The organism is Azonexus sp. MM2026_4 (genome assembly GCF_055901855.1).
The window spans coordinates 2391225-2413639 of the sequence record NZ_CM148380.1 but is presented as its reverse complement, the minus strand read 5'-3'; the positions used below and the strand labels follow the sequence as shown (position 1 = coordinate 2413639).

The window sequence follows — 22415 nt, the reverse complement described above, 5'->3', positions numbered from 1 at the left end:
CCCCGGCCGCCTTCTGCGAAAAAGCTCGGAATGCCTTGTGCTGCCTCAGTCCTTCTTCAGCGGGCAGGTGTTCAGGCCGATCAGCGGGTAGAGCGGGCACCAGCCCATCAGGCCGGTAGCCAGGGGAACGACGCCGCCCGGAGATGCTGATCTGGCAATGCTTTCCAATTTAGCGCTTTGACGCATTTGTCTGTTTGTCCCTCCTGTGTCCCTCCGGGAGGATCAGGTGGCTACATTCAGGCAGCGTTCAGGTGGTTGGCAGGTTCGGGTTCGGCGTCAGGGCTACCCCGATGTGGTGAAGACGTTCAAGCTCCGGCAAGACGGCGAGAAATGGGCCAGAGCTATTGAACGCGAGTTGGACATGGGTTGCTATGTCCATCGCACAGAAGCGGAGCGGATGACGCTTGCCGAGCTTCTGGAGCGCTATGGGAAAGAGGTGTCGCCCCAGCACAAAGGCCACCGGGAGGAGCTTTGGAAGATCGGCGTCCTCCTGCGTGACCGGATCGCCAAATACAGCTTGGTGGCTTTGACGCCGATGCTGGTCGCCAACTACCGGGACCGGCGCTTACAGGTCGTGTCCGACGCGACGGCCAGGCATGAACTGAACATCATTAGCGCCGCTTACAAGGTGGCCGCTCGTGAGTGGGGTATTCCGGTCAGCAACCCGGTCAGCCAGATCAAGCGCCCTCCTGCCGGACGAGAACGCAAGCGACGCATCAGCCGGGCGGAGATCGATGCCATCATCCAGCACAGCAAGACCAAAGAGCTACCTGACTTCCTGCGTCTCGCTGTCGCTACCGGGATGCGGCGAGGCGAGATCATACGACTACGCTGGCAGGACATTGATCTGAGGCGGCGTCTTGCTTACCTGAACGATACCAAGAACGGCGAAGATCGCGCCGTGCCACTCAGTAGCGAAGCGCTGGTGGTGCTGCAAGCTATGCCTCGACGAATCGACGGACGCCTGTTCAGTCTTGAGCCGCGAGGCTTTTCCAAGGCGATGCGAAAGTCAGTCGTCAGGGCGAGGCGTGCGTATGAGGAGGATTGCGCTTTGTCCGGTGTGTTGCCTGATCCTGACTTCCTCTGTGACCTCCGCCTCCACGATGCTCGCCACGAAGCAGTGAGCGCCTTCTTCGAGCGAGGGTTGGATGTGATGGAGGTTGCGTCCATCTCTGGACATAAGACTCTCGGCTGCTTGAAGCGTTACACGCACATGCGCGCTGAGAAATTGGCTAAAAAACTTGCCTGAATATGATCAACTTTCCTTAAATCTTGGCCTCTTGTCGGTCGGTTTGTGCCATTTAACGCATGGGATAATCAAAATTTTGGTTCAAATATGAAACGAGCTTTTCTCTTAATTCAGGGCGCTTGCTCTTTGGATCTTCCAGGTAAAAAACTCTCAAGCCCCTGTGGTCTTGATCAATTAACTTTCCGAATAGTGAATCATTAACTATACATAGGGGTCGAGATTGGCCGGTTGTTTCGTCAATAATCCGAATCGCGCCAATTGCATAGTCCTCCTTTGCATCGTCAATGGAGTATTTTGCAAAGCTGACATGAGTGCTCCAAACCTTTAAGCGATCAGGATCAATCGATTCTTGTTTGGCAAAATCGGAAATGATTTTTTCGAGGGTCGATTCTTGGGATTTAAACGCCTTTGAATTCTTGCGCAACATTAATGATTCATAAGACGCTAGCGTAATCGCTGGCTTTCGTTCAAGGATGGCTTTAAGGTGATCATGTAATACGCTAGAGTTATCTATTTTGTTTAGCAGCTTCCGAAATTGTTCAAAGAAATAGTTGTCATCAAAAAGGTGCCATTCTCCTGATTTGATTCGATCAACCATACTTTGTGCGGAGCAGTCCAGTCCATCCTCTAGTAGGGTTTCAATGCACGTAATTAGAGACCACTCTAATGCACAGACTGTTTTGTTATATGGAACTTGTAGATAGTCGTAATAACGAGATATTAATAAGTGGTCAGCGGCACGGGTGGCTTTTGAAGATAGGCAATATCGGGAATTGCTATCAAGGCGCGCTTGATTAGCCAAGAATTCGGTGTCAACTGCACCATAAGGCAATCCGGTATGATGGGCTGTGCGTCTGAGGTAGTCCAATCTATCGCAATCCAAGTCCGAACTGATCATCTCAATGAGGGAGTTCTCGGGATCTTCTTTGCCGAAGATTGCTTTTACGGCCTCCGCATCGAAGTCATGGCGAGCAAATATCTCAAGTAGCTCGGGGTCGTGATCAAGAACCTTTCTTCCAAGCATCTCGTGGTTTATACCGTCACCTTTTGGGAGGTCCGGTTGTGATATATCGGCTTGGCTCAGAAGCTGTAATTTGTTTTTAGAATAAAAATTCTGAATTACGTGTTCAGTTGCGTGTGAAAATGGATAGTGGCCAATGTCGTGTAATAGTGCGCCTAGTCGTAGAGATTTCTCCAAGGTGTTTAGATGATCGACGCCATTGTTAGAGTTGTCTCTTGCCGCTTGTAGCATCTTGGTCACATTGTGGCAGGCGCCAATTGAATGCGAAAACCTAGAATAATTGGCGCCCGGGAATATGAGATGCGCCAAGCCTAATTGGCGAATGTTATGTAAGCGCTGAAAAGATTTTGATGAGACTATTTCAGATTCAATCGAGTTTAGAAAAATTGAACCGTGAATTGGGTCGGTTATTCGTTTTTTTTGGCGCATATAAAAAAACACCCCGATAACGGGGTGTTGGTATTTAATTGTTTGTTTTCAAATGAGCTTGTATTGTGTCAAGCGTTCAATGCCTTGGTCAATGCACTCAACTAAGTGAGGTTTTACTTGGGCAATTTTGTTTCTTGCGTCTGCTTCCGACATTTTGCTAACGGAGAGTAAATAATGAAGCGATGCAAGCAATTCATACCAGTGGGACTTTTTGAGGTTGACTGAGTCCGGTATTTGAAGAAACTCTCTTGCCTTGGTGAGCTTTTCTGTCAGTTCAGGGTTAAGAGTCCATTTTTCATCATCAGCACCAATCTGCTGATCAAGCTCAAAATAATCTTGTGTAAGCGACGTGCAGTATGGCCCCTTGATATACCAGCTATATCGATAGCCTAAGTCTGCCTCGAATAGCTGACCAAGATATACTGCTTTCTGCACTCTTAGGCGGTCATCGAAACTAGCAATTTCGGGGTCTTCGCCGAGCGCTCCCAGAAACAACTCAAGGACCTTAAGTCGCGGTTCCATTGCGCCTCCTTGCGCGAGTGTTATCTGTTTGTCCAGCCCGTCTATTATATATGACAAGTCAACACTTGGCCAGATTGCGTTGGCTAGCGCAACTGTGTGCTTAAGCAACCGTTGATTGTGGCCCGAGAAACGCCGTAGGTGCGCGCCAGAGCGCTCACTGATTCACCCCCGCCCAGCCTACGTCGAATTTCTGATCGTTCGGCAGGCGTCGTTTTTGACGGTCTGCCGAGGGTCTTTCCTTCGGCCTTCGCGCGAGCCAGTCCGGCTTGGGTGCGCTCGACCAGCAGGTCGCGCTCCATCTCTGCCACCGCCGCCAGCATCGACAGCAGGAGCTTGCCTGCCGGTGCCGTGAGGTCGGTATTGCCGAGTTGCAGCACGACGACCTTGATGCCACGATCACCGAGTTGGCGGACGGTCTGTAGCACGTCAATGGCGTCACGACCGAGCCGGTCCAGCTTGGACACGACCAGCGTCTCGCCCTTGCGAATCTGACCGAGCATCGCTTTGAACGCCGGACGCTGAGACGCGGCGACCTTGCCGCTCAGCCCTTCATCAGCAAACCAGAAATCCGGTTCGATCTGGTGGCCGGCTTGCTCAAGCTCAAGCCGCTGGTTGTCTGTCGTCTGCGTCCCGGTTGATACACGCCCGTAACCGAAGGTGGCCATCGTCTGCTCCTCTATATGACTGTTGGAAAACGTGGCCAAGAATAGGATGCCGCCAGAAAGTCCACAAGGATAGATTTCCGACTGGGTTGAACGTATAGATAGAGAGGTGCCGGAATACGGTCGTTATCTGACAGGAGCAACCCCGATCAAACTTAATATAAGTTAGTGCTAACTTAGCGCCAAAATTGCCTCGCACCCAAACTAACGCGTTGCGCCCGACCGGAGCGAAGTCCTAGCTGGACGGCGATGGTTTGAAAGTGGTCTGTTCATCGTTCCGAGTCGGTGGCGTGGATTCTTATAGAGGAGGCGGGGTCGAAACCCCGCCAACACACTCCTCCTGTCTGACGGAGGACTTCCTTTTCCGAGGATCAGGAACGGAGGCGGAGCCGACGTTCGGAGCCGCGACACTGCCTTCAGCTATTAGATGAATCGAATCCATGACCCGTCCCCGCAGGGGCGGGTCAGTTCGCCGAAGGCGAACAAGGTTCGATCATTTATTTCTATATCTGCTTGCTACGTCACTACTTACGTATTTCTATATGGCAACCGGGCGCGAAGAGTGGTGTGTAAGGTAATGAATTTATGAGGGAATTCGAAGTGTTGAATTTCAACTCCCGCTTCTACCCCCTCGCTCCTCCTTCCCTTACCCCCTCTCCTCCTCCCGCCACCCTCCCGCGCCTACACCCCAAACGGAACACCAGTCTTTTCCAGCACGTCACGCAATGTCTGGATCTTCGCGGACACAGTTGTACGATGCAACGGCTTCACACCACACCGATAAGCGGCAAGGATGGCGATCTCTTCCGCCTTGGCTTTCGGGCCAAGCAGGCGCATTGCCAACCAGATTGCCTCATACATTTCTTCCTGGCCACGAATGCGGTGATTGCCATCCGCCCACGTAGCAATCGCCATCCTTACAGCAGACACCTCGGCCTTCGAGCGTCTGGTGCGCTTGCCTTCTTCCAGTCCGCTCTTACCCTCCAGAAGGATACGGAAGCGGTCTTTCATCTCGTTGCTGCGAAGCTGCATGAGTTGGGTCTGCTGACGCGGACACACAGTAATCAACTCATTCACACGGAAGTCACAAGTCCAACCGCGCCCAGCAATCTGCTCGGCAATCGCATCACAGTCGAATTCACCCACATGTTGCAGGAGCGACTTCAATTCCGGCCAACGCGGGAAGAGGCGCTCTCCACGGCAAACCAGCCAATGAAGGTCAATCACGATCTGGTCAATGAGAAGCTGGGTGTATTTCTCCCACTCCTTCTTACTGTAGGGAATTTTGGGCTGGTCACGGAACACCGGCGCCAGCATCCCCCACTGATTCAACGCTAGGGAAATATAGACAAATTCATCCCGGATTGCGCCGTAGTCGCGGTCGCGCCTAAATTGACTGGCAAGCTCAATGGATCGCTTAACCATAATGTCATGGCTAAGAGCATCCAGACACAACGGCAATGCCGGATAGGTGTTGCTGCTAGCTGCACAGCTTGCAGAAGCTCTGGCAGATGTATTGCTTGGCGTTGCAGGAACCGGAGAGCAAAGCACTTCCTCTTCCGTTGCTCCGGCGGCACGCTTAGATTTCTGCCGCGCATCGTTAATAAGGGTGTCTGCGAGTTTGGTGACCGTGGCGTGCCGAAGCTGATCGTCACACCCTTCGAACTCCATCAATACGCTCTGATGGACCAAATCTTCCATAATCCCGTCGATCACCGCTCGCTCCAAACGGGGTCCGCCTGCGACAACACGATTGACGTAGTCCATCCAGGTTTCAGAATAGCTATTGGGTTTCATAGTGCTTCCCTCCTTCAAGTAAATATGGGCAGCCCTACGTCCCAACGACCATGAACCCTCTAAGAATTATAGTCAGCTCCGACTTATTCGGTCGGCGATGGCATAGTCAGTTTTGTTGAGAGTATCCAAGCGATGTGATCTGATAGCTACTGGAGGGTGATTTGTTGTCCCTCCTGTGTCCCTTTTGACCAAAAAATTGAGGGTCAAATAGACAAAAAAGGCGGCCCGGGTTGCCCCGGCCGCCTTCTGCGCTAAAGCCTGGAATGCCTTGTGCTGCCTCAGTCCTTCTTCAGCGGGCAGGTGTTGAGGCCGATCAGCGGGTAGAGCGGGCACCAGCCCATCAGGCCGGTAGCCAGGGGAACAACGCCGATCCAGGCCCAGACGGGGCCGCCGGTGAGAGCCCAGGCGATCAGGGCGATGCCGGCCACGATGCGCAGGATTTTGTCGATGCCGCCAACATTGCTTTTCATGAGGTGTTCTCCGATAGATGAGTAGACGACGCCAATTTAACCGCGCCGTGCTGCGCAGTATGTAACCTGGGTCACACAGCGGCAAGCTTGTGCAGGCCGTCGCGGTCGGTCACCGTCAATTGCTCGCGGCCGAGGCTGACCAGGCCCTGGGCAGCAAAGCCCTTGAGCAGGCGGCTGACGATCTCGCGCACGCTGCCCAGCTCGTCGGCCAGTTGCTGGTGGGTGATGTTCAGCGTGTCGGTGTGGCGGGCCAGGATCAGCCTGGCCAGCCGCTGGTCGAGGCGGGCGAAGGCGACTTCCTCGACCAGTTGCATCAGCTCGCCGATGCGTTCGGAAAACAGGTGGAAGACGAAATCGCGGAACGGTGCGTGGTCGACCAGCAGCCGCCCGAACTCGCCGACCGGCAGGGCGAGCAGGGTGAGCGGGGTTTCGGCGATGCCGCGCGCGTTGTAGTCGGTGTGGCCGAGCAGGCAGGACGAGGAGATGATGCAGGAGCCGCCGGGGCTGACCCGGTAGAGCAGCAGTTCGCGGCCGCTGCTGGCCTGCTTGACGACCTTGATGCTGCCGTCGAGCAGCAGCGGGAAACCCGAGCAGGGTTGGCGCTCGGAGAAGACGCAGGCGCCGGCGGGCAGGTGCATCAGCGCTTGCGGCTGCAGCAGGCGGTCGAGGCGGGCGGCAGGCAGATCGCTCAGCGCCGGGTAGAGGCGGAGCAGGGCGCCGCGGTCGAGACTGGCTTCGCTCACGTTCAGCCCAGCGTCGCCCACACCGGGGCGTGGTCGGAGGGGCGTTCGCGCTTGCGCGGCGCGCGGTCGACGCCGGCCGCCGTGCATTTGTCGGCGAGCGGCTGGGAGAGCAGGATCATGTCGATGCGCAGGCCGAGGTTCTTCTGGAAGCCGAGCATCCGGTAATCCCACCACGAGAAGGTCTTTTCCGGCTGTTCGAACAGCCGGAAGCTGTCGCACAGGCCGAGCGCCAGCAGGCGGCGGAAGGCGGCGCGCTCCGGTTCGGAGACCAGGATGCAGTCGCGCCAGCGCGCCGGGTCGTGCACGTCGCGGTCGTCGGGGGCGATGTTGTAGTCGCCGCCCAGCGCCAGTTGCGGGTAGCGCCGCAGTTCGCCGTCCAGCCATTCGGCCAGCGCGTCGAGCCAGCGCAGTTTGTAGTCGTACTTGTCGCAGCCGACTTCCTGGCCGTTCGGCATGTAGGCGCCGACGACGCGCACGCCATCGACGGTGCCGGAAATCAGCCGTTTCTGCTCGTCCGGGAAATGCGGGTTGCCACAGACGACGTCCTCGATCGGCGAGCGGGCGAGCAGGGCGACGCCGTTGTAGGTCTTCTGCCCGGAGAAGGCGACGTGGTAGCCGGCGGCCTCGATTTCGGCGCGCGGGAAGTTGGCGTCCTCGAGCTTGAGTTCCTGCAGGCAGACGACGTCGGGTGCCGCTTCCGCCAGCCAGTCGAGCAGGTGCGGCAGGCGGACCTTCAGCGAATTGACGTTCCAGCTGGCGATTTTCAAGGCGTTTTCCCCGCTTGCGGGTAGCCGGCGAGGTCGAGCATCCGGCCGTAGGCGTCGGCGTTGAAACCGCGGTGCGACTGCGTGCCGACCTTGATCGACGGCACGAAGACGTCGCCGACGACGCGCTTCAGTTCTTCGGCCTGCGCCGGTGTTTCCAGCTTCATCTCGGTGAAGGGAATCCGCCGCTTCTGCAGCAGGTCGCGCGCCTGGCGGCATTCGTCGGCACAGTCGGCCATCGTGTACAGCGTCACCGGGTGCCTCTGCGCTGCCAGCTTGGTGGCGAAGGGCAGGCCGTCGTCAGCCTGCGCCTTGCCGCCGGCTTTCTCGACGTTGCGTGCCTGACCCGGCGGCGGCGTGTCGGAAATCACCGTGCGCCCCTGCGCATCGGTCCATCGATAGGCCTGTGCCTGGGCGCCGGCGCAGCACAGCAGCAGGCAGAGAGCGAGCAGTCTGGACATGAGAGTCTCCCCGAGCGGAAATCAGGCCGCAATCATACCGCTATGACGAAGCAGTGCGTCGGGGCTCGGCGCGCGGCCGCGGAAGGCCGTGAAGTTCTCCAGCGCCGGCCGCTCGCCGCCGCGCGACAGGATTTCTTCGAGGAAACGCCGACCGACCACCGGGTCGAACGGATCACCGGCTTCCTCGAAGGCCGCGTAGCAGTCGGCCGACAGCACTTCCGCCCACTTGTAGCTGTAGTAGCCGGCCGCGTAGCCGCCGCCGAAAATGTGCGAGAAGCTGTTCGGGAAACGGTGCCACTCGGGCGGAATCAGGACGGCGACCTCGCGGCGGACTTCGTCGAGCAGGTCCATCACCGTCCGCTCGCCCTTGGGGTCGAATTCGTAGTGCAGGCGCATGTCGAAGATCGAGAATTCGATCTGGCGCACGGTCATCATGCCGCTCTGGAAGTTCTTCGCCGCCAGCATCTTGTCGTAGAGCGCGCGCGGCAGCGGTTCGCCGCTTTCCACATGGGCGGTCATGCCCTGCAGCACATCCCATTCCCAGCAGTAGTTTTCCATGAACTGGCTCGGCAGCTCGACGGCGTCCCACTCGACGCCGTGGATGCCGGAGACGCCCAGTTCCTCGCCGCGCGCCAGCAGGTGATGCAGGCCGTGGCCGGTTTCATGGAACAGGGTGATCACTTCGTCGTGCGTGAAGGTGGCTGGTTTGCCGCCGACCGGGCGGGCGAAGTTGCAGTTCAGGTAGGCGATCGGCTTCTGGATGCCGCCGGCCGCCCGCTTGCGCGAGCGCGCTTCGTCCATCCAGGCACCGCCGCGCTTGGTCTCGCGGGCGTAGAGGTCCATGTAGAACTGGCCGACCAGCTCGCCGGCCGGCGTTTCGATGCGGTAGAAGCGCACGTCCTCGTGCCAGACCGGCGCGGTGTCGGGTTTCACCTTGACCGTGAACAGGCTCTCGATGACCTGGAACAGGCCGGCGATCACCTTGGGTTCGGTGAAGTACTGCTTCACTTCCTGCTCGGAGAAGGCGTAGCGCGCCTGCATCAGCTTTTCGGAAGCGTAGGCGGCGTCCCAGGGCTGGAAGTCGGTCAGGCCGAGCTCGTCGCGGGCAAACGCCTTCAGTTCGGCGATGTCCTTCTCGGCGAAGGGCTTGGCCTTCTTCGCCATGTCGCGCAGGAAGTCGAGCACCTGCGCCGGCGTGTCGGCCATCTTGGTGTACAGCGAGACTTCGGCGAAGTTGTTGAAGCCGAGCATGGCCGCGTCCTCGGCCTTGAGTTCGAGCAGGCGCTTGATCAGCGGGCCGTTGTCCCATTCCGGCTTCGAGTAGCCGTTGTCGATCTCGGCGGCGCGCGTGGCGTAGGCGCGGTACATGCGCTGGCGCAGCTCGCGGTTGTCGGCGTATTGCATCAGCGGGCCGTAGGACGGCGCGTGCAGCGTGAATTTCCAGCCCTCGACACCGGCCTTCTCGGCGGCTTCGCGGGCGGCGTCCCTGGCGTAGTCGGGCAGGCCGGCGAGCAGGCTTTCGTCGGTGACGATCTCGGCGAAGGCGTTGGTCGCGTCGAGTATGTTTTCCGAGAACTTGGCGGAAAGCTGCGACAGCTCTTCCATGATCGCCTGGAAGCGCGGTTTCTGGTCTTCCGGCAGTTCGGCGCCGCCCAGACGGAAATCGCGAATCTCGTTATCGACGATCTTCCGGCGTTCGGCGCAGAGCGTGGCGTATTCCGGGCTCTGCTTGAGCGCCCGGTACTTGTCGAACAGCTTCAGGTTCTGGCCGAGCTCGGTGAAGAAGCGCGAGACTTCCGGCAGCATTTCGTTGTACGCCTCGCGCCAGGCCGGCACGTCGTTGACCGAGTGCAGGTGGCCGACCACGCCCCAGGCGCGGCCGAAGCCTTCGAGGCCGTCGCTCAGGGCGCCGGCGAAGTCGGCCCAGGTGGCGGGCGTGCTGTCGGCGGTCAGGCGGTCGACCAGGGCGCGGCCGTCGGCGAGTAGCTGGGTGATCGCCGGTTTGACGTGTTCGGGCTGGATCAGGTCGAAGCGGGGGAGGTCGGTGAAATCGAGCAGGGGATTGGTGGCGGTCATGGTTTTCGCGGGGGCAAGAAAAAGGGGCGGTCGCTGCCGCCCCGTGTTTGGCGTCAATCGGACTATTCTACTAGCTCGCGGTAGGCGTGCCACGAGGCGTGACCGAGCATCGGCATGAGGACGACGAGGCCGAAGAGCAAGGTGGCGAAGCCGGTCAGCGTCAGGACCACGATCAGCACCGCCCACAGCGCCAGCGGCCCGGGGTTGGCGACGACCGCGCGCAGGCTGGTGGCCATCGCGGTAACCGGGTCGCAGTCGCGGTCGACCATCATCGGCACCGAAACCACGGTCAGCGCGAAGACGAAGGCGGCGAGCAGCGCGCCGAGAGAGAGCCAGGTCAGGCTGAAGAGCAGGTGTTCGCCGGAGAACAGCAGTTCGTTGAGATAGACGCTGGCGGTGCTGGCCGAGGAGGCACCGAGCAGGGCGAAGGCGATCGCCGAGAAGCGTTCCCAGAGCGTGGCGATCAACGCCAGCAGCAGCCCGAACAGCGCCAGCGACTGGAAGTTGCGGCGGAACACGCGCAGCGATTGGACGAAGATCAGTTTCTCGCCGCTGCCGCTGGCCCGGCTCAACTCGTAGAGTCCGGCGGCGAGCAGCGGCGCGACGAAGAAGAAACCGGAGACGGAGAGCGCCAGCAGATGCGGGTGCTCGAGCAGGGCGAGGATGATCAGGTCGCCGCCCAGCGCGAAGAGCAGGCCGTAGGCGAGCGAGGCGATCGGCGTCCGGCGGATGTCCTGCCAGCCGGCTTCCAGCCAGCGGCTGGGGGCGCGGGCATCGACGCGGCGGACCGCCGGCAGGTCGTGCCCGACACTGTCGAAGCTTGAAGGGGCGTGCATGTCGAACTCCTGAACGATGCGGACACCCCTTCAGACCATTGGCAAGGGCCGGAGGTTCCCGGCCCACGCCCGGTTTACAGCGTCTGGCCGGTCAGCTTCTCGAAGGCTTCGACGTACTTGGCGCTGGTGCGGGCGACGACTTCCGCCGGCAGCGCCGGTCCCGGCGCCTTCTTGTTCCAGTCCAGGGTCTCCAGGTAGTCGCGCACGTACTGCTTGTCGTAGGACGGCGGGTTGCTGCCTTCGGCGTACTGGTCGGCCGGCCAGAAACGCGACGAATCCGGGGTCAGCGCCTCGTCGATCAGGTGCAGGGTGCCGGCGGCGTCGATGCCGAACTCGAACTTGGTGTCGGCGATGATGATGCCGCGCGTCGCCGCGTACTCGGACGCTTCCTGGTAGAGGAGGATGGCGGCGTCGCGCGCTTCGCCGCAGAGCTCGGCGCCGGTCTTGCCGGTACCGGCGAGGGCAGCGTTCAGCGTCGCGTCGCAGTTGGCGGCGGCCTGTTCGAAGGAGACGTTCTCGTCGTGGTCGCCGACTTCGGCCTTGGTCGCCGGCGTGAAGATCGGCGCCGGCAGCTTCTGCGCCAGCTTGAGGCCGGCCGGCAGGGCGATGCCGCAGATGGCGCCGGTCGCCTGGTAATCCTTCCAGCCGGAACCGATCACGTAGCCGCGCACGACGGCCTCGATCGGCAGCGGCTTCAGGCGCTTGACGACGACGGCGCGGCCGCGCACCTGCTCGCGTTCATTTTCGGCGACGACCGATTCCGGATCGATGCCGGTCAATTGGTTGGGGACGATGTGGCCGAGCTTGGCGAACCAGAAATTGGCCACCGCCTGCAGCACTTCGCCCTTCTTCGGGATCGGGTCGGGCAGGATGACGTCGAAGGCCGACAGGCGGTCGGTGGTGACGATCAGCAGCTTGTCGGCATCGACCGCGTAGATGTCGCGGACCTTGCCCTTGGAGAGCAGCGGCAGGCTGGTGATGGAGGAGGCGAAGAGCGGTGCGGTCACGGTCGGGGTCCCGAAAGCAAAAGCGCGATTATAAACCAGCGCCCGTTGGCTTCCGGCCAGTTTCCCGGCGCCGCCTTGTCGGCGCTTTCAGCCGGCCGCTTCCTCGGCGGCCAGCTTGCGCCGCATGCGGCGGGTGCCCCAGGCGACGAGGCCGGCGATCAGCGGGATCGAGACGGCGGTGACGACGTCGGTGTTGAGGTGGTGCAGTTCCTTGGTGCCCTTGGCCAGGTACTGCACCAGTTGCGAACCGTAGTAGGTGAGGACGACCACCGACAGCCCCTCGACCGTTTCCTGCAGGCGCAACTGCAGCTTGGCGCGGTGGTTCATCTGCCCGAGCAGTTCCTGGTTCTGGCGCTCCAGTTCGATGTCGACGCGGGTGCGCAGCAACTGGCTGTTGCGCGCGACGCGCGCCGAGAGTTCTTCCTGGCGGCGGCTGATCGCCTCGCAGGTCTTCATCGCCGGCAGCAGGCGGCGCTGCATGAATTCGTCGAGCGTCGGCAGACCGGGGATGCGCGTTTCGCGCAGTTCCTCGATGCGCTGGCTGACCAGGCCGTGATAGGCGCGCGAGGCGCCGAAGCGGAAGGTGGTGCGCGCCACCGAGTTCTCCACCTCGGCGGCCAGCGCCGACAGCGCGGCGAGCACGCTGCGCTCGTCCTCCGGGGTTTTTGCCTGGCCGATCCTTTCCATCAGCTCGGCCAGCCGTTTTTCCCCGCCGTACAGCCAGGCGCCGACTTCCTTGGCGATCGGCAGGCCGAGCAGCGCCATCATCCGGTAAGTCTCGATCTCGACCAGGCGCTGCACGGTGCGCCCGGTCTGGCGCTGCGTCATGCTCTCGTTGATCACCAGGAAGCGCGAGAAGCCGTTGTCGATCTTGAAGTCGGTGAATACCCAGGCTGCGTCATCGGCGACGCGCGAACCGCCGAGCGTGCGCCCGCTCGGCGTCAGGCCGGCGAGCACCGGCTCGGGCGACATCTCGCTGCCGGGCCGGACTTCGACCTGGGTGGCGACGATCAACTGGCCGGGAATGCCGGACAGCCACTCCGGATGCACCGCGTCGAAGGCGGTGGCATCGGCCGGCAGCGCCTCTCCGGCGGTCAGGTCGCGGAAGAAGGTGTAGGTCGAGAACTCGGTGTGCAGCTCCCAGCGCATGCGGAAGGCGCCGGTCTCGATCATCAGGTGCGATTCCGAACTGTCGATGGCGTTGCAGACATGGCCCTGGCAAAGCTTCGACAGGTTTTCGCGTTCGGCGGCGACGGTCGTCGCGCTGTGCTTGAACACCAGGTGCGAGACGAGCACCGCGCCGGCCAGCGCGGTCGCCGGGCGGGCGTGGAACTCGTTGTTGAGCCGGTGGCGGAGCGGGTGTTCTTCCAGTTCGGCGAGAGTCAGGCGAGGGTGCATGGCGGTATCCGGACGCGATTGCTGCGGTGCAAAAGATTGTAGCACCGCGTTCCGGCGGCCATGGCAAGGACGGCAACGGTGGTGCGAAGCCTCGCGGTAAGCGCTGTCCCGCAGCTTACGGTGAACACGCCCTACAATGTCGCGTGTTCCAGCATTCCCGGCTCCGCGCCGCCTCATCGCATGCGTCTTCCCCTGTTTCTTGCCGCCTGTCTCCTCATTCTGCCGTCCCTGCCGGTGTTCGGCGGGGAGGCCGCCGCCGATCCGGCTGCCGACTTCCAGATGGCGCAGCGCCATTTCGTCGGTTTCGGTGTTGCCCGCAACGACTGGCAAGCCCTGTTCTACCTGAAGCGCGCGGCGGAAGGCGGCCACGCCGAAGCACAGTTCACCCTCGGCAACTACCTGCACATGTACGCCTACGATATCCGGGGGGCGGCGCAGTGGTGGCGGCGGGCCGCCGCGCAGGGGCATTCGGGGGCCGCCGCCAACCTGGCCGAGGCGCTGGCCGCCGGCTGGATCGCGCCCGAGCCGGGCGACGATTCCAAGGCCAAGCCGCCAGCCGCTGCCGCCCCGCTGGCCGCAGCAGCGCCGGCCAGCGCTCTGCCCGACGTCGCCCGGGCGCTGACCGAGGATGCGGCGTGGCGTGTCCTGGGCGACGACGCGGCCAGCCTGCAGGTGTTCGCGTCGAGCAGCGAAGCCGAGGTGCGCGCGCTGGCGGCGCGCCACGCCTGGAAACGGCCGCTCGCGCTGCTTTCCTTCGAGCGCGCCGGGCAACGCTGGTACGCCCTGCTCTACGGCCAATTCCCCAGCGCCGCGGCGGCCAGCCAGGCAGTCGGCGAAGTGCCCGCCGCCTTGCACGCCGCCAGGCCCTGGGCCCGCCGCCTCGGCGACATCCGGCGCCTGGCGCGGCCGCTGCCGGCGCCGGAAGCGCGCTGAGATGCCGCCGCTCGACCGCCTGCAGGAAGACGAAGCCGCCCGCCGGCGGGCGCTCGACCTTGCCTCCTTCATCGTCGAGGCGCCGGCCGGCGCCGGCAAGACCGAGCTGCTGACGCAGCGCACGCTGCGCCTGCTGGCCACCGTCGACCATCCGGAAGAAGTGCTGGCGCTGACCTTCACCAACAAGGCGGCGACCGAGATGCGCGACCGCATCCTCGGCAGCCTCACTGCCGCCACCCAGCCCGCGCCGGCCGACCTGCCGCCGCACAAGGCCGCCACCCGGCAGTGGGCTCTCGCTGTCCTGGCCCGTGACGCCGAACTTGGCTGGAGCCTGCTCGACCATCCCGGCCGCTTGCGCGTCACCACGCTCGACGCGCTGTGCGCCTCGCTCGCCCGGCAGATGCCTTTCCTTTCCCGCTTCGGCGCGCAGCCCGGCGTCGCCGACGACGCCGAAGCTCACTACGCGCTGGCGGCGCGGCGCACGCTGGAAATGGTCGAAACCGGCGACGCCGACGCCGACGTCGTGGCCGCCGCGCTGGCGGCAATGGACAACGACGCCGGCCGCCTCGAACGCCTGCTGGTCGCCATGCTCGGCCGCCGCGACCAGTGGCTGCAGCACGCCGCTCGGGTCGACGGCGGGCTGGTGCGCGACGAGGTTGAAGCCGGCTTCGCCGCGCTGTTCGCCGCCGACCTCGGGCGCGCCGCCGCGCTGCTCGACGCCGTCTGGCAGACGCGGCTGATGCCGTTGGCGCGTTTCGCCGCCGGCAACGTACCGGAGGTTTTCCCGGCCCTGCTCGACTGGAGCGAGCCGCTGCCCGCCGACCTCGACTGCCTGCCCGCCTGGCAGACGCTGGCCGGTTTGCTGCTGACCGGCGAGGGAACGCTGCGCAAGGCGCTCAACAAGAACGTCGGCTTCCCGGCCGGCAAGGAATTCGCCGAGGCGAAGCAGGCGATGGCCGCGCTGCTCGCCGAGCTGGCCGCCGTGCCCGGGCTGGAAGACGCGCTGGCCGGGCTGGCGGCGCTGCCGTCGCCGCGCTTTGCCGACGCCGAATGGGCCACCGTCGAGGTCTTCGCCCGCCTGCTGCGCCTTGCCGCCGGCCAGTTGTGGCTGGTCTTCCAGGAGGCCGGCGAGGTCGATTTCATCGAGATCGCCGCCCGCGCCAGCCTGGCGCTCGGCGACGACGAGGCGCCGACCGACCTGGCGCAGGCGCTCGACTACCGGATCAGCCACCTGCTGGTCGACGAATTCCAGGACACCAGCCCGACCCAGGTCGCCCTGCTCGAGAAGCTGATGCGCGGCTGGACGCCGGACGACGGGCGGACGCTGTTCGTGGTCGGCGACCCGATGCAGTCGATCTACCGCTTCCGCAAGGCCGACGTCGGCCTCTTCCTCAAGGTGCGCGAGCGCGGCATCGGCGACCTGTGCCTCGAACACCTGCGCCTGTTCCGCAACAACCGCTCGCACCCGGCCGTCGTCGACTGGGTCAATGCCAGTTTTCCGACCATTTTCCCGGCCGCCGACGATGCCGCCGCCGGCGCCGTGCGTTACGCAGAATCGGCGGCGACGCGGCCGCCGGTGGACGACAGCGGCGTCAGCGTGCATCCGCTGGTCGTCGGCGCCGGCGGCGACGGCGCCGCCGCCGAAGCGCGCCTCGCCCTCGAGCTGATCCAGGCCGCCCGCCGCGCCGCGCCGGATGGCAAGCTCGCCATCCTGGTCCGTGCCCGCCGCCACCTCGACGCGCTGGTTGGCGAACTGCGCCGCAGTGCTCCGGAGCTGCGCTTCCAGGCGGTCGAGATCGAAGGCCTGGCCGAGCGCCAGCACGTCCAGGACCTGCTCACCCTGTACCGCGCGCTGACCCACCGCGCCGACCGCGTGCACTGGCTGGCCGTTTTGCGTGCCCCGTGGTGCGGCCTGACCTTAGCTGACCTGCACGCGCTGGCCGGCGGCGACAGCCAGCGCACCGTCTGGCAACTGATGCACGACGCGGATCGCCTCGCCGCGCTGAGCGCCGATGGCCGCCAGCGCCTGCTCCACTTGCGCGGCGTGCTTTCCCTGGCGCTTGCCGAACGCGACCGCCAGCCGCCGCGGCGCTGGCTCGAAGGCGTCTGGCTGATGCTCGGCGGGCCGCGCTGCCTCGACCAGCCCGCCGCGCTCGCCGATGTCGAGGCCTGCCTCGACCTGCTCGAACAACTGGCCGCCGCCGGCCGCCTCGACCTCGACACCCTGGCCGCCCGCGCCGCCGAACTCTACGCGCCGGCCGATCCGCTCGGCGACGCCGTGCAGATGATGACCATCCACAAGGCCAAGGGCCTGGAGTTCGATACCGTCATCGTCCCCGGCCTGCACCGCGACACCGGCGGCAGCGACAGCGCGCTGCTGTTGTGGGACGAAGTGCTCGGCGCCGACGGTCGCGAGCGCCTGCTCGTCGCGCCGCTGCGGGCGCGCGGCGAAGCCGTCGCCGGGCCGACGCTGTACGACACCCTGCGCCGCCTCGAAGCCAGCCGCAACGCGCACGAAACCGAGCGCCTGCTCTACGTCGCCGCCACCCGCGCCATCCGCCGCCTGCACCTGATCGGCGTCGCCGCCGTCTCGGAAAAGACCGACGACGGCCTGCGCGAACCGCCCGCCGGCAGCTTCCTCAAACTCCTCTGGCCGCAGGTGCAGCCGCGCTTCGCCGCCACCGAACCGCTGACCGGCGACGCCAGCGCCGGCATCGATTCCGCCAGCTTCGTGCCGCCGCTGTTGCGCCTCGCCGCGCCGGCCGTCCCGGAAATCCTCGCCGCGCCGCCGACCGCCCCGCGCGGCGCCGCCAACCCGGCGGCCCTGCCCGACGAAGCGGCGCATACGCTCGAAATCGCCGTCGGCACCCTGGTCCATCGCTGCCTCGAACTGATCGCCCAACAAGGCCTCGCCGCCTGGCCCGTCGACCGCCTGCCCAGCCTGCTCCCCGGCTGGCAACGCTGGCTGCAGGCGCGCGGCTGCAGCGACGACGAAGCCGCCGCCGGCGCCGCCGAAGCGCAGGCGGCGCTGACGACGACGCTGAGTTCGGCAACCGGTCGCTGGCTACTCGCCGCCCACCCGGATGCCGCCGCCGAACAGGCATGGACCAGCCGCGACGGCGACAGCCTGGCGCAACACGTGATCGACCGCGTCTTCATCGCCGACGGTGCGCGCTGGATCGTCGATTACAAGACCGTGCGCGCCCCGCTCGAAGAACTCCCCGCCCGCGCCGAAGGCTTCCGCCCGCAACTCGAACGCTACGCCAGGCTGTTCGCCGGCGACCCGCTACCGCTCAAGCTGGCGGTGTGGTTCGTGTTGCAGGGGCGGCTGCTGACGCTGTAAGCGGGGCCAGGGGGCGGGGGCGCGCGTCAGCCGTTCGGCGAAGCGCCGTCGACGCCGTTCCTGTCCAGCCAGCGCAGCAGGATCGTGTAGAGCACGGCCGGGGTGACCGGCTTGCTGATGAAATCGTTCATGCTCGCCGCGAAACATTGCGCCTTGTCATCGGCGAAGGCGTTTGCCGTCATGGCGAGGATGGGCAGCTGCGCCCGGCCGGCGAGTTGCCTGATCTGCCGGGTGGCCATCAGGCCGTCCATGACCGGCATCTGCATGTCCATCAGCACCAGGTCGTAGCTGCCGGAGGCGGCCAGCGCCACGGCTTGCTGCCCATCTTCCGCGAGATCGACGCGCAGCCCCAGGTCTTCCAGCAACACCTGGGCGATTTCCCGGTTCACCGGCTCGTCCTCGGCGAGCAGAACGCGCTTGCCGGCGTGCTTGCGCCGGATTTTCCGTTCGGTTTCGGCGAGCGTTGCCTCGTCGCTGGCGTAGGCGGGGAAGATGTCCTTGTTCAGGGTGGCGGTGAAGAAGAAGGTGCTGCCGTGGCCCGGCCTGCTGTTGACGCCGGCCTGGCCGCCCATGGCTTCGGCGATCTTCCGGGTGATCGCCAGGCCGAGGCCGGTGCCGCCGTACTTGCGGGTCAGCGAGTTGTCGGCCTGTTCGAAGGCGTTGAACAGTTTGGGCAAGGCTTCGGGCGCGATGCCGCTTCCCGTGTCCTCGACTTCGAAACGCAGGCAGACGCTGCGCTCGGTTTCGGCTTCCCGCCTGACGCGCAAGGTGATCTGCCCCTGTTCCGTGAATTTCAGGGCGTTGCCGGCGTAGTTGAGCAGCGCCTGCTTGAGCCGCGTGGCGTCGCCGCGCAGGTGGCGAGGCAGGCCGGCGGTCTCGATGTGCAGCGTCAGGCCCTTGTCGTTCACCTTCGAGGTGAGCATGGCAACGATGTCGGCGAGCAGCGCTTCGATGTGCAGCGGGGCGTCGTCGAGGGTGAACTTGCCGGCCTCGATCTTGGACAGGTCGAGGACGTCGTTGATGATGCCCAGCAGGTGTCTGCCGGCGTTTTCGATCTTGTCCAGCCTTTCCGACTGCTCGGCGTTGACGCCGCTGCGGCGGAGGAGGTGCGCCATGCCGGTGATGGCGTTGAGCGGGGTGCGGATTTCGTGCGACATGTTGGCGAGGAAGGCGCTCTTCGCAATGTTTGCCGATTCCGCGGCGAGCTTGGCCTCGGCCAGTTCGCGGGTGCGTTCCTCGACCAGCAGTTCGAGGTTCTGGCGATGTTTGCGCAGTTCTTCATCGGCCTGCTTGCGCTCGGTGACGTCGGTATGCGTCCCGCACATGCGCAGCGGTTTGCCGTTGGCGTCGCGCTCCATCACCCTGGCCTGGTCGAGAATCCAGCGGATGCTGCCGTCCTTGCAGAACATCCGGTACTCCAGGCAGTGGCTGTCGGCCTGCCCTTCGATGACGGCGTTGATCGAATCCCAGGCCGGCGCGCGATCATCGGGGTGAATGAAATCCGACCACTGCAGGGTGGTATTCCTGATTTCCTCGTGCGCGTAGCCCAGCATCTCGGCCCAGCGGGCATTCCGGTCGACTCTGCCGCTGCTGATGTGCCAGTCCCAGAAGCCGAGCTCGGATCCCTCGAGCACGAAGCGCAGCTGTTTTTCGCTGGCCCGCAGGGCGCGCTCCTGCGCCTTGGCTTCGGTGACGTCGAGGAGCGTGACCAGGTGCACCGCATCGAGCCCTTCCGGCAGTGACGCGGCGCCCGCCAGCACGGTGCGGACCTCGCCCGACTTGGTGGTGATGCGCACCTCGCGGGGCATTCCCAAACTTGTCTGACCATTCACCTGCGTCATGTGCGCTTCCCAGTCGGCGATGACCTGTGCCCGGTAGGCCGGGTCGGGGTAAGCGCGTGGCCACCAGTCGGCCAGCGTGGGGATATCGGCCAAGGTGTAGCCGAAGGTGTCGATGAAGGCGGCGTTCAGGTAGGTGATGCTGAATGCCTTGTCGTTGAGCGCCATCGGGATCGGCGATGCTTCGATGATCGCCTGGAAGCGTGCCGATGCCTGGCGCAAGGCGTCTTCCAGACGAACGTGTTCGCTGATGTTGTGAAAGATGGTGGCGAACTCATCCGGCGCGGGGGCGACCACCGAGACCGCAAACGTCCGGTCGAGCGGGGCGTAGCGGGTTTCGAACTGGATCGTCTGCCCGGTGCTGGCAACCTCGGCATAACAGTCCAGATAGGGCACCTCGCCGTAAACCTCGGTGGCCGTCCTGCCAACGACATCTGCCGCGCGCAGGCCTGTGTGGTTCTCGAAGGCAGGATTGACCTCGATGATCTGATAATCGACCGGCTGCCCCGCGGCATCGCGGATGATGCGATGCAGAGCCAGTCCTTCGGTCATGCTCTCGTACAGCGAGCGATAGCGCTGCTCGCTGGCGCGCAGGGCTGCCGAGGCCTGGCCGTGATCGGCGATTTCGCGCATCAGCTTGAGCGCGTTGTCGGTCAGCGAGCCATAGATCGAGAGGGTGAGATCGAGCAGGGCGCGTGTCGCCCCCGCCATTTCCTGCCTGGCCTGTTGCCGGGCGGCTGGGGCGTCGAGGCCGGAGCGCATGGCCAGTACCGCAAAGGCGGCCTGCTTGTCGGTTTCCAGGATGTGCGAGGCCAGCCAGCGGGCGAGAAAGGAGAGGGCTTCGCGCTCGACGTCGCCGGCCGGCTTCTGCCTCAGGTCGGCCTTCAGTTGCCCGACGGTGGCGACGAAGCGGGCGTGGATAGCGCGGTGTTCGATGGCGTCCGGATCATCGCCGAAGCTGGCGTGCCAGATGTTTTCCTCGGTGCGGAAATGGTGATCCGCGTAGTCCGCCAGTTCGTCGAGCAGCGAGTTCAGTCGGCTGGGGCCGCTGCGATAGGCGACATGGCTGGCAAGGAGATTGAGCAGATCGACCAGCTTGTGGTGTTGCTGGTCGATTTCGGCAATGCCGGTATTGAATTGCTCGTTCCAGGGGAAGATGTCGATGGTCTGCATGATCGGTCGGAGATCCTGTGCGACGAAATGCCTCAGCAACGGATACTACGCGCAAGCGTGGCGGATGAGTTTCCTGCCCGCCGCTAACCCGCGTCACGAATAACGGAAGGTGACGTAAATGCCGGCGATCACCGCCGCCAGGAAAAACAGCCCGAGCAGCGCCCGCAGCAGGCGCAAGCAGCGGTGTTTTCTCGCTGCCCGGGCCGTTTCTACATCGATCGTGGCGGCGACAGCGAGAGTGACAAGGTCGTCAACCATCACTGCATCTTTCCGCTAGCCTGTCAGCGGCAGTCGATGCCGCGGATGATGCCGCCCGGGCCCTGGCTGACCCGGCATTCCCGGTAGGCCGGCAGCGGTCGCGCCAGGGTGACGGCGCTGTCCAAATAGCGGCAGCTCAGCCAGACGGGAACCGGGTTGCTGCCGAATTTCCAGGTGGCGACGGGGTTGCGGCCGGTGGAGTCGGTGGTCGGGGCGAGGCTTCTTTGCTCGTCGGGGTGGCCGTCGAAAAAGCCGACCCCGGCGAGGTTGCGGCTGGTGTTGTCGTAGCGGGCGGTCCAGGGTTCCGGGGCGGCGCCGGTCAGGGTTTCGCTGACCGTGATGCTGGGCGGGCAGGCGACGGGTTCCGCCAGCGCGCTGCAGCCGCTGGCGGCAAGCAGCGCGGCGAGGGCGAGGTGGGGCAGGGCGGGCTTTACCATTCGATCACCGAGTATGCGTTGCCATCGTTGCTGAGTCCCGGCCGGCGCGGCTTCCAGGGAATGGTGCGCGGTTGCACCCGGCCTTGCGCCCGCCATTGATCGAGAACCTGAATGCCATCGGCGTCCTGGCCGAGGTAGATCGCGGCATGCTTGCCGGTGTTGCCTTGCTGCGGGTAGGCGCCGCCGACGAAGGTGGCAATGGCGGTGCCCTTGCGGATCGGGTCGCTGGTGCCCGGCGTCAGTTTGCGGATGACCATGCCCTGTCGCCATTGCGGGGTCGGTGGCGCAGCGAGGGTCTGCTGGATGAACTCGACGCATTCGGTGTTGCCGCTTGCGTTCGGGAAACTTCTGTTGCGATACAGCTCGGGGTTCTCCAGGACATGCGCCACGCTTGCTCTCCTTGGTTTGACATTGGCATGAAAACCGGGATGTTAGCGCAGCCGGCGAGCGGATCAAAGGCCTGGCGGCAATTTTGCGGCCATCTGCGTTTTTCGCTCCAGTCGCTGGCCGTCGACGATGAAGCTGCCGTCGCCTACCGCGTGCAGAGTGCGGCGTTCCCGGCGTGCGCCGTCGAGGTGGGCGACGAGCCCTTCCAGGATGACGATGCTGTGTTGTTCGACGATGTCGATGACCTTGCATTCGATGTTGGCCAGACATTCGCGGATCAGCGGTGGGGCGACCTGGCTGGCCGCTGCCGGGGTCAGCCCGAAGCGGGCGAACTTGTCGGTGTCGGCGCCGGAGCTGGTGCCGATGCCGACCACCTGGTCGAGGAGATCGACGGTCGGGATGGCGATCACGCATTCGCCGGTTTTGCGCAGTGCGGCGTAGGAGTGGTTCCATTCGCCGGTGGTGATGGCGAAGCGCGGGCTGAAGTCGATGACCATGGTCCAGGAGATGGTCATGATGTTGGGTTTCCCGCCGTCCTGCGTCGTTACCAGGACGACCGGTCCCGGTTCGATCAGGGTGAAGGCCTGGCTCAGCTTGATCCGCTCCATGCG

Annotated in this window: 20 protein-coding genes and 1 pseudogene; 3 read left to right on the top strand and 18 right to left on the bottom strand. The window is 63.9% G+C overall.

Features of this window, described 5'->3' with window-relative positions; all coding sequences use genetic code 11:
• Positions 1–45: 45 nt before the first annotated feature.
• A pseudogene (locus AC0KWY_RS11385) lies at positions 46–135 on the bottom strand (YgaP family membrane protein); the annotation flags it as partial.
• A gap of 91 nt (positions 136–226) precedes the next feature.
• Here AC0KWY_RS11385 and AC0KWY_RS11380 point away from each other — a divergent pair.
• On the top strand, positions 227–1249 hold the full coding sequence (locus AC0KWY_RS11380) for a tyrosine-type recombinase/integrase (RefSeq protein WP_474025610.1): 1023 nt from the start codon (positions 227–229) through the stop codon (positions 1247–1249).
• 52 nt (positions 1250–1301) lie between these two features.
• Here the strand turns inward: AC0KWY_RS11380 and AC0KWY_RS11375 are convergent, their stop codons facing one another.
• The 12 genes from AC0KWY_RS11375 to AC0KWY_RS11320 all read right to left on the bottom strand — a co-directional run bounded on the left by AC0KWY_RS11375 (position 1302) and on the right by AC0KWY_RS11320 (position 13435).
• Entirely contained in the window at positions 1302–2699 is a 1398-nt protein-coding gene (locus AC0KWY_RS11375; protein WP_474025609.1) for an HD domain-containing protein, read from the bottom strand.
• Positions 2700–2747: 48 nt separating this feature from the next.
• Entirely contained in the window at positions 2748–3221 is a 474-nt protein-coding gene (locus AC0KWY_RS11370) for a hypothetical protein (RefSeq protein ID WP_474025608.1), read from the bottom strand.
• A gap of 83 nt (positions 3222–3304) precedes the next feature.
• Entirely contained in the window at positions 3305–3886 is a 582-nt protein-coding gene (locus AC0KWY_RS11365) for a recombinase family protein (protein ID WP_474025607.1), read from the bottom strand.
• A 678-nt stretch (positions 3887–4564) separates the two neighbouring features.
• Entirely contained in the window at positions 4565–5680 is a 1116-nt protein-coding gene (locus AC0KWY_RS11360) for a hypothetical protein (protein WP_474025606.1), read from the bottom strand.
• A 278-nt stretch (positions 5681–5958) separates the two neighbouring features.
• A complete protein-coding gene (locus AC0KWY_RS11355) occupies positions 5959–6150 on the bottom strand; it encodes a YgaP family membrane protein (RefSeq protein ID WP_298399699.1) in 192 nt (63 codons plus the stop codon).
• A gap of 71 nt (positions 6151–6221) precedes the next feature.
• The gene (locus tag AC0KWY_RS11350) at positions 6222–6899 is read right to left on the bottom strand and encodes a Crp/Fnr family transcriptional regulator (RefSeq protein ID WP_474029720.1); all 678 of its coding nucleotides are present in this window, start codon (positions 6897–6899) and stop codon (positions 6222–6224) included.
• Complete coding sequence (xth, locus tag AC0KWY_RS11345; RefSeq protein WP_474025605.1) at positions 6896–7660, bottom strand: exodeoxyribonuclease III; 765 nt, start codon at positions 7658–7660, stop codon at positions 6896–6898. The genes AC0KWY_RS11350 and xth overlap by 4 nt, the downstream gene beginning before the upstream one ends.
• A complete protein-coding gene (locus AC0KWY_RS11340) occupies positions 7657–8118 on the bottom strand; it encodes a DUF4124 domain-containing protein (protein ID WP_474025604.1) in 462 nt (153 codons plus the stop codon). Before AC0KWY_RS11340 ends, xth begins: the two co-directional genes overlap by 4 nt.
• Positions 8119–8139: 21 nt before the next feature.
• Positions 8140–10194, bottom strand: a complete 2055-nt coding sequence (locus AC0KWY_RS11335; RefSeq protein WP_474025603.1) for a M3 family metallopeptidase — start codon at positions 10192–10194, stop codon at positions 8140–8142.
• Positions 10195–10256: 62 nt separating this feature from the next.
• On the bottom strand, positions 10257–11030 hold the full coding sequence (locus AC0KWY_RS11330; protein WP_474025602.1) for a DUF2189 domain-containing protein: 774 nt from the start codon (positions 11028–11030) through the stop codon (positions 10257–10259).
• Positions 11031–11104: 74 nt separating this feature from the next.
• Positions 11105–12037, bottom strand: coding sequence for a phosphoribosylaminoimidazolesuccinocarboxamide synthase (locus AC0KWY_RS11325; protein ID WP_474025601.1), 933 nt, complete (start codon positions 12035–12037; stop codon positions 11105–11107).
• Positions 12038–12124: 87 nt separating this feature from the next.
• Positions 12125–13435 carry a DUF3422 family protein gene (locus tag AC0KWY_RS11320; RefSeq protein WP_474025600.1) on the bottom strand — a complete coding sequence of 437 codons (1311 nt, stop codon included), beginning with the start codon at positions 13433–13435 and terminating at the stop codon, positions 12125–12127.
• Between the two features lie 180 nt (positions 13436–13615).
• On the opposite strand from AC0KWY_RS11320, the gene AC0KWY_RS11315 reads away from it, so the two are divergent.
• Complete coding sequence (locus AC0KWY_RS11315) at positions 13616–14368, top strand: SPOR domain-containing protein (RefSeq protein WP_474025599.1); 753 nt, start codon at positions 13616–13618, stop codon at positions 14366–14368.
• A 1-nt stretch (position 14369) separates the two neighbouring features.
• Positions 14370–17711: a UvrD-helicase domain-containing protein gene (locus tag AC0KWY_RS11310; protein WP_474025598.1), complete on the top strand. Its 3342-nt coding sequence runs from the start codon at positions 14370–14372 to the stop codon at positions 17709–17711.
• A 26-nt stretch (positions 17712–17737) separates the two neighbouring features.
• On the opposite strand, the gene AC0KWY_RS11305 is transcribed toward AC0KWY_RS11310, so the two are convergent.
• The 5 genes from AC0KWY_RS11305 to AC0KWY_RS11285 all read right to left on the bottom strand — a co-directional run bounded on the left by AC0KWY_RS11305 (position 17738) and on the right by AC0KWY_RS11285 (position 22412).
• Positions 17738–20722, bottom strand: a complete 2985-nt coding sequence (locus AC0KWY_RS11305; protein WP_474025597.1) for a bacteriohemerythrin — start codon at positions 20720–20722, stop codon at positions 17738–17740.
• A gap of 93 nt (positions 20723–20815) precedes the next feature.
• On the bottom strand, positions 20816–20980 hold the full coding sequence (locus tag AC0KWY_RS11300) for a hypothetical protein (RefSeq protein ID WP_474025596.1): 165 nt from the start codon (positions 20978–20980) through the stop codon (positions 20816–20818).
• Between the two features lie 23 nt (positions 20981–21003).
• A complete protein-coding gene (locus AC0KWY_RS11295; RefSeq protein WP_474025595.1) occupies positions 21004–21417 on the bottom strand; it encodes an STY0301 family protein in 414 nt (137 codons plus the stop codon).
• Positions 21411–21806 carry a BPSL0067 family protein gene (locus AC0KWY_RS11290; protein WP_474025594.1) on the bottom strand — a complete coding sequence of 132 codons (396 nt, stop codon included), beginning with the start codon at positions 21804–21806 and terminating at the stop codon, positions 21411–21413. The genes AC0KWY_RS11295 and AC0KWY_RS11290 overlap by 7 nt, the downstream gene beginning before the upstream one ends.
• A 63-nt stretch (positions 21807–21869) precedes the next feature.
• Entirely contained in the window at positions 21870–22412 is a 543-nt protein-coding gene (locus tag AC0KWY_RS11285; protein ID WP_474025593.1) for a flavin reductase family protein, read from the bottom strand.
• Positions 22413–22415 lie beyond the last annotated feature (3 nt).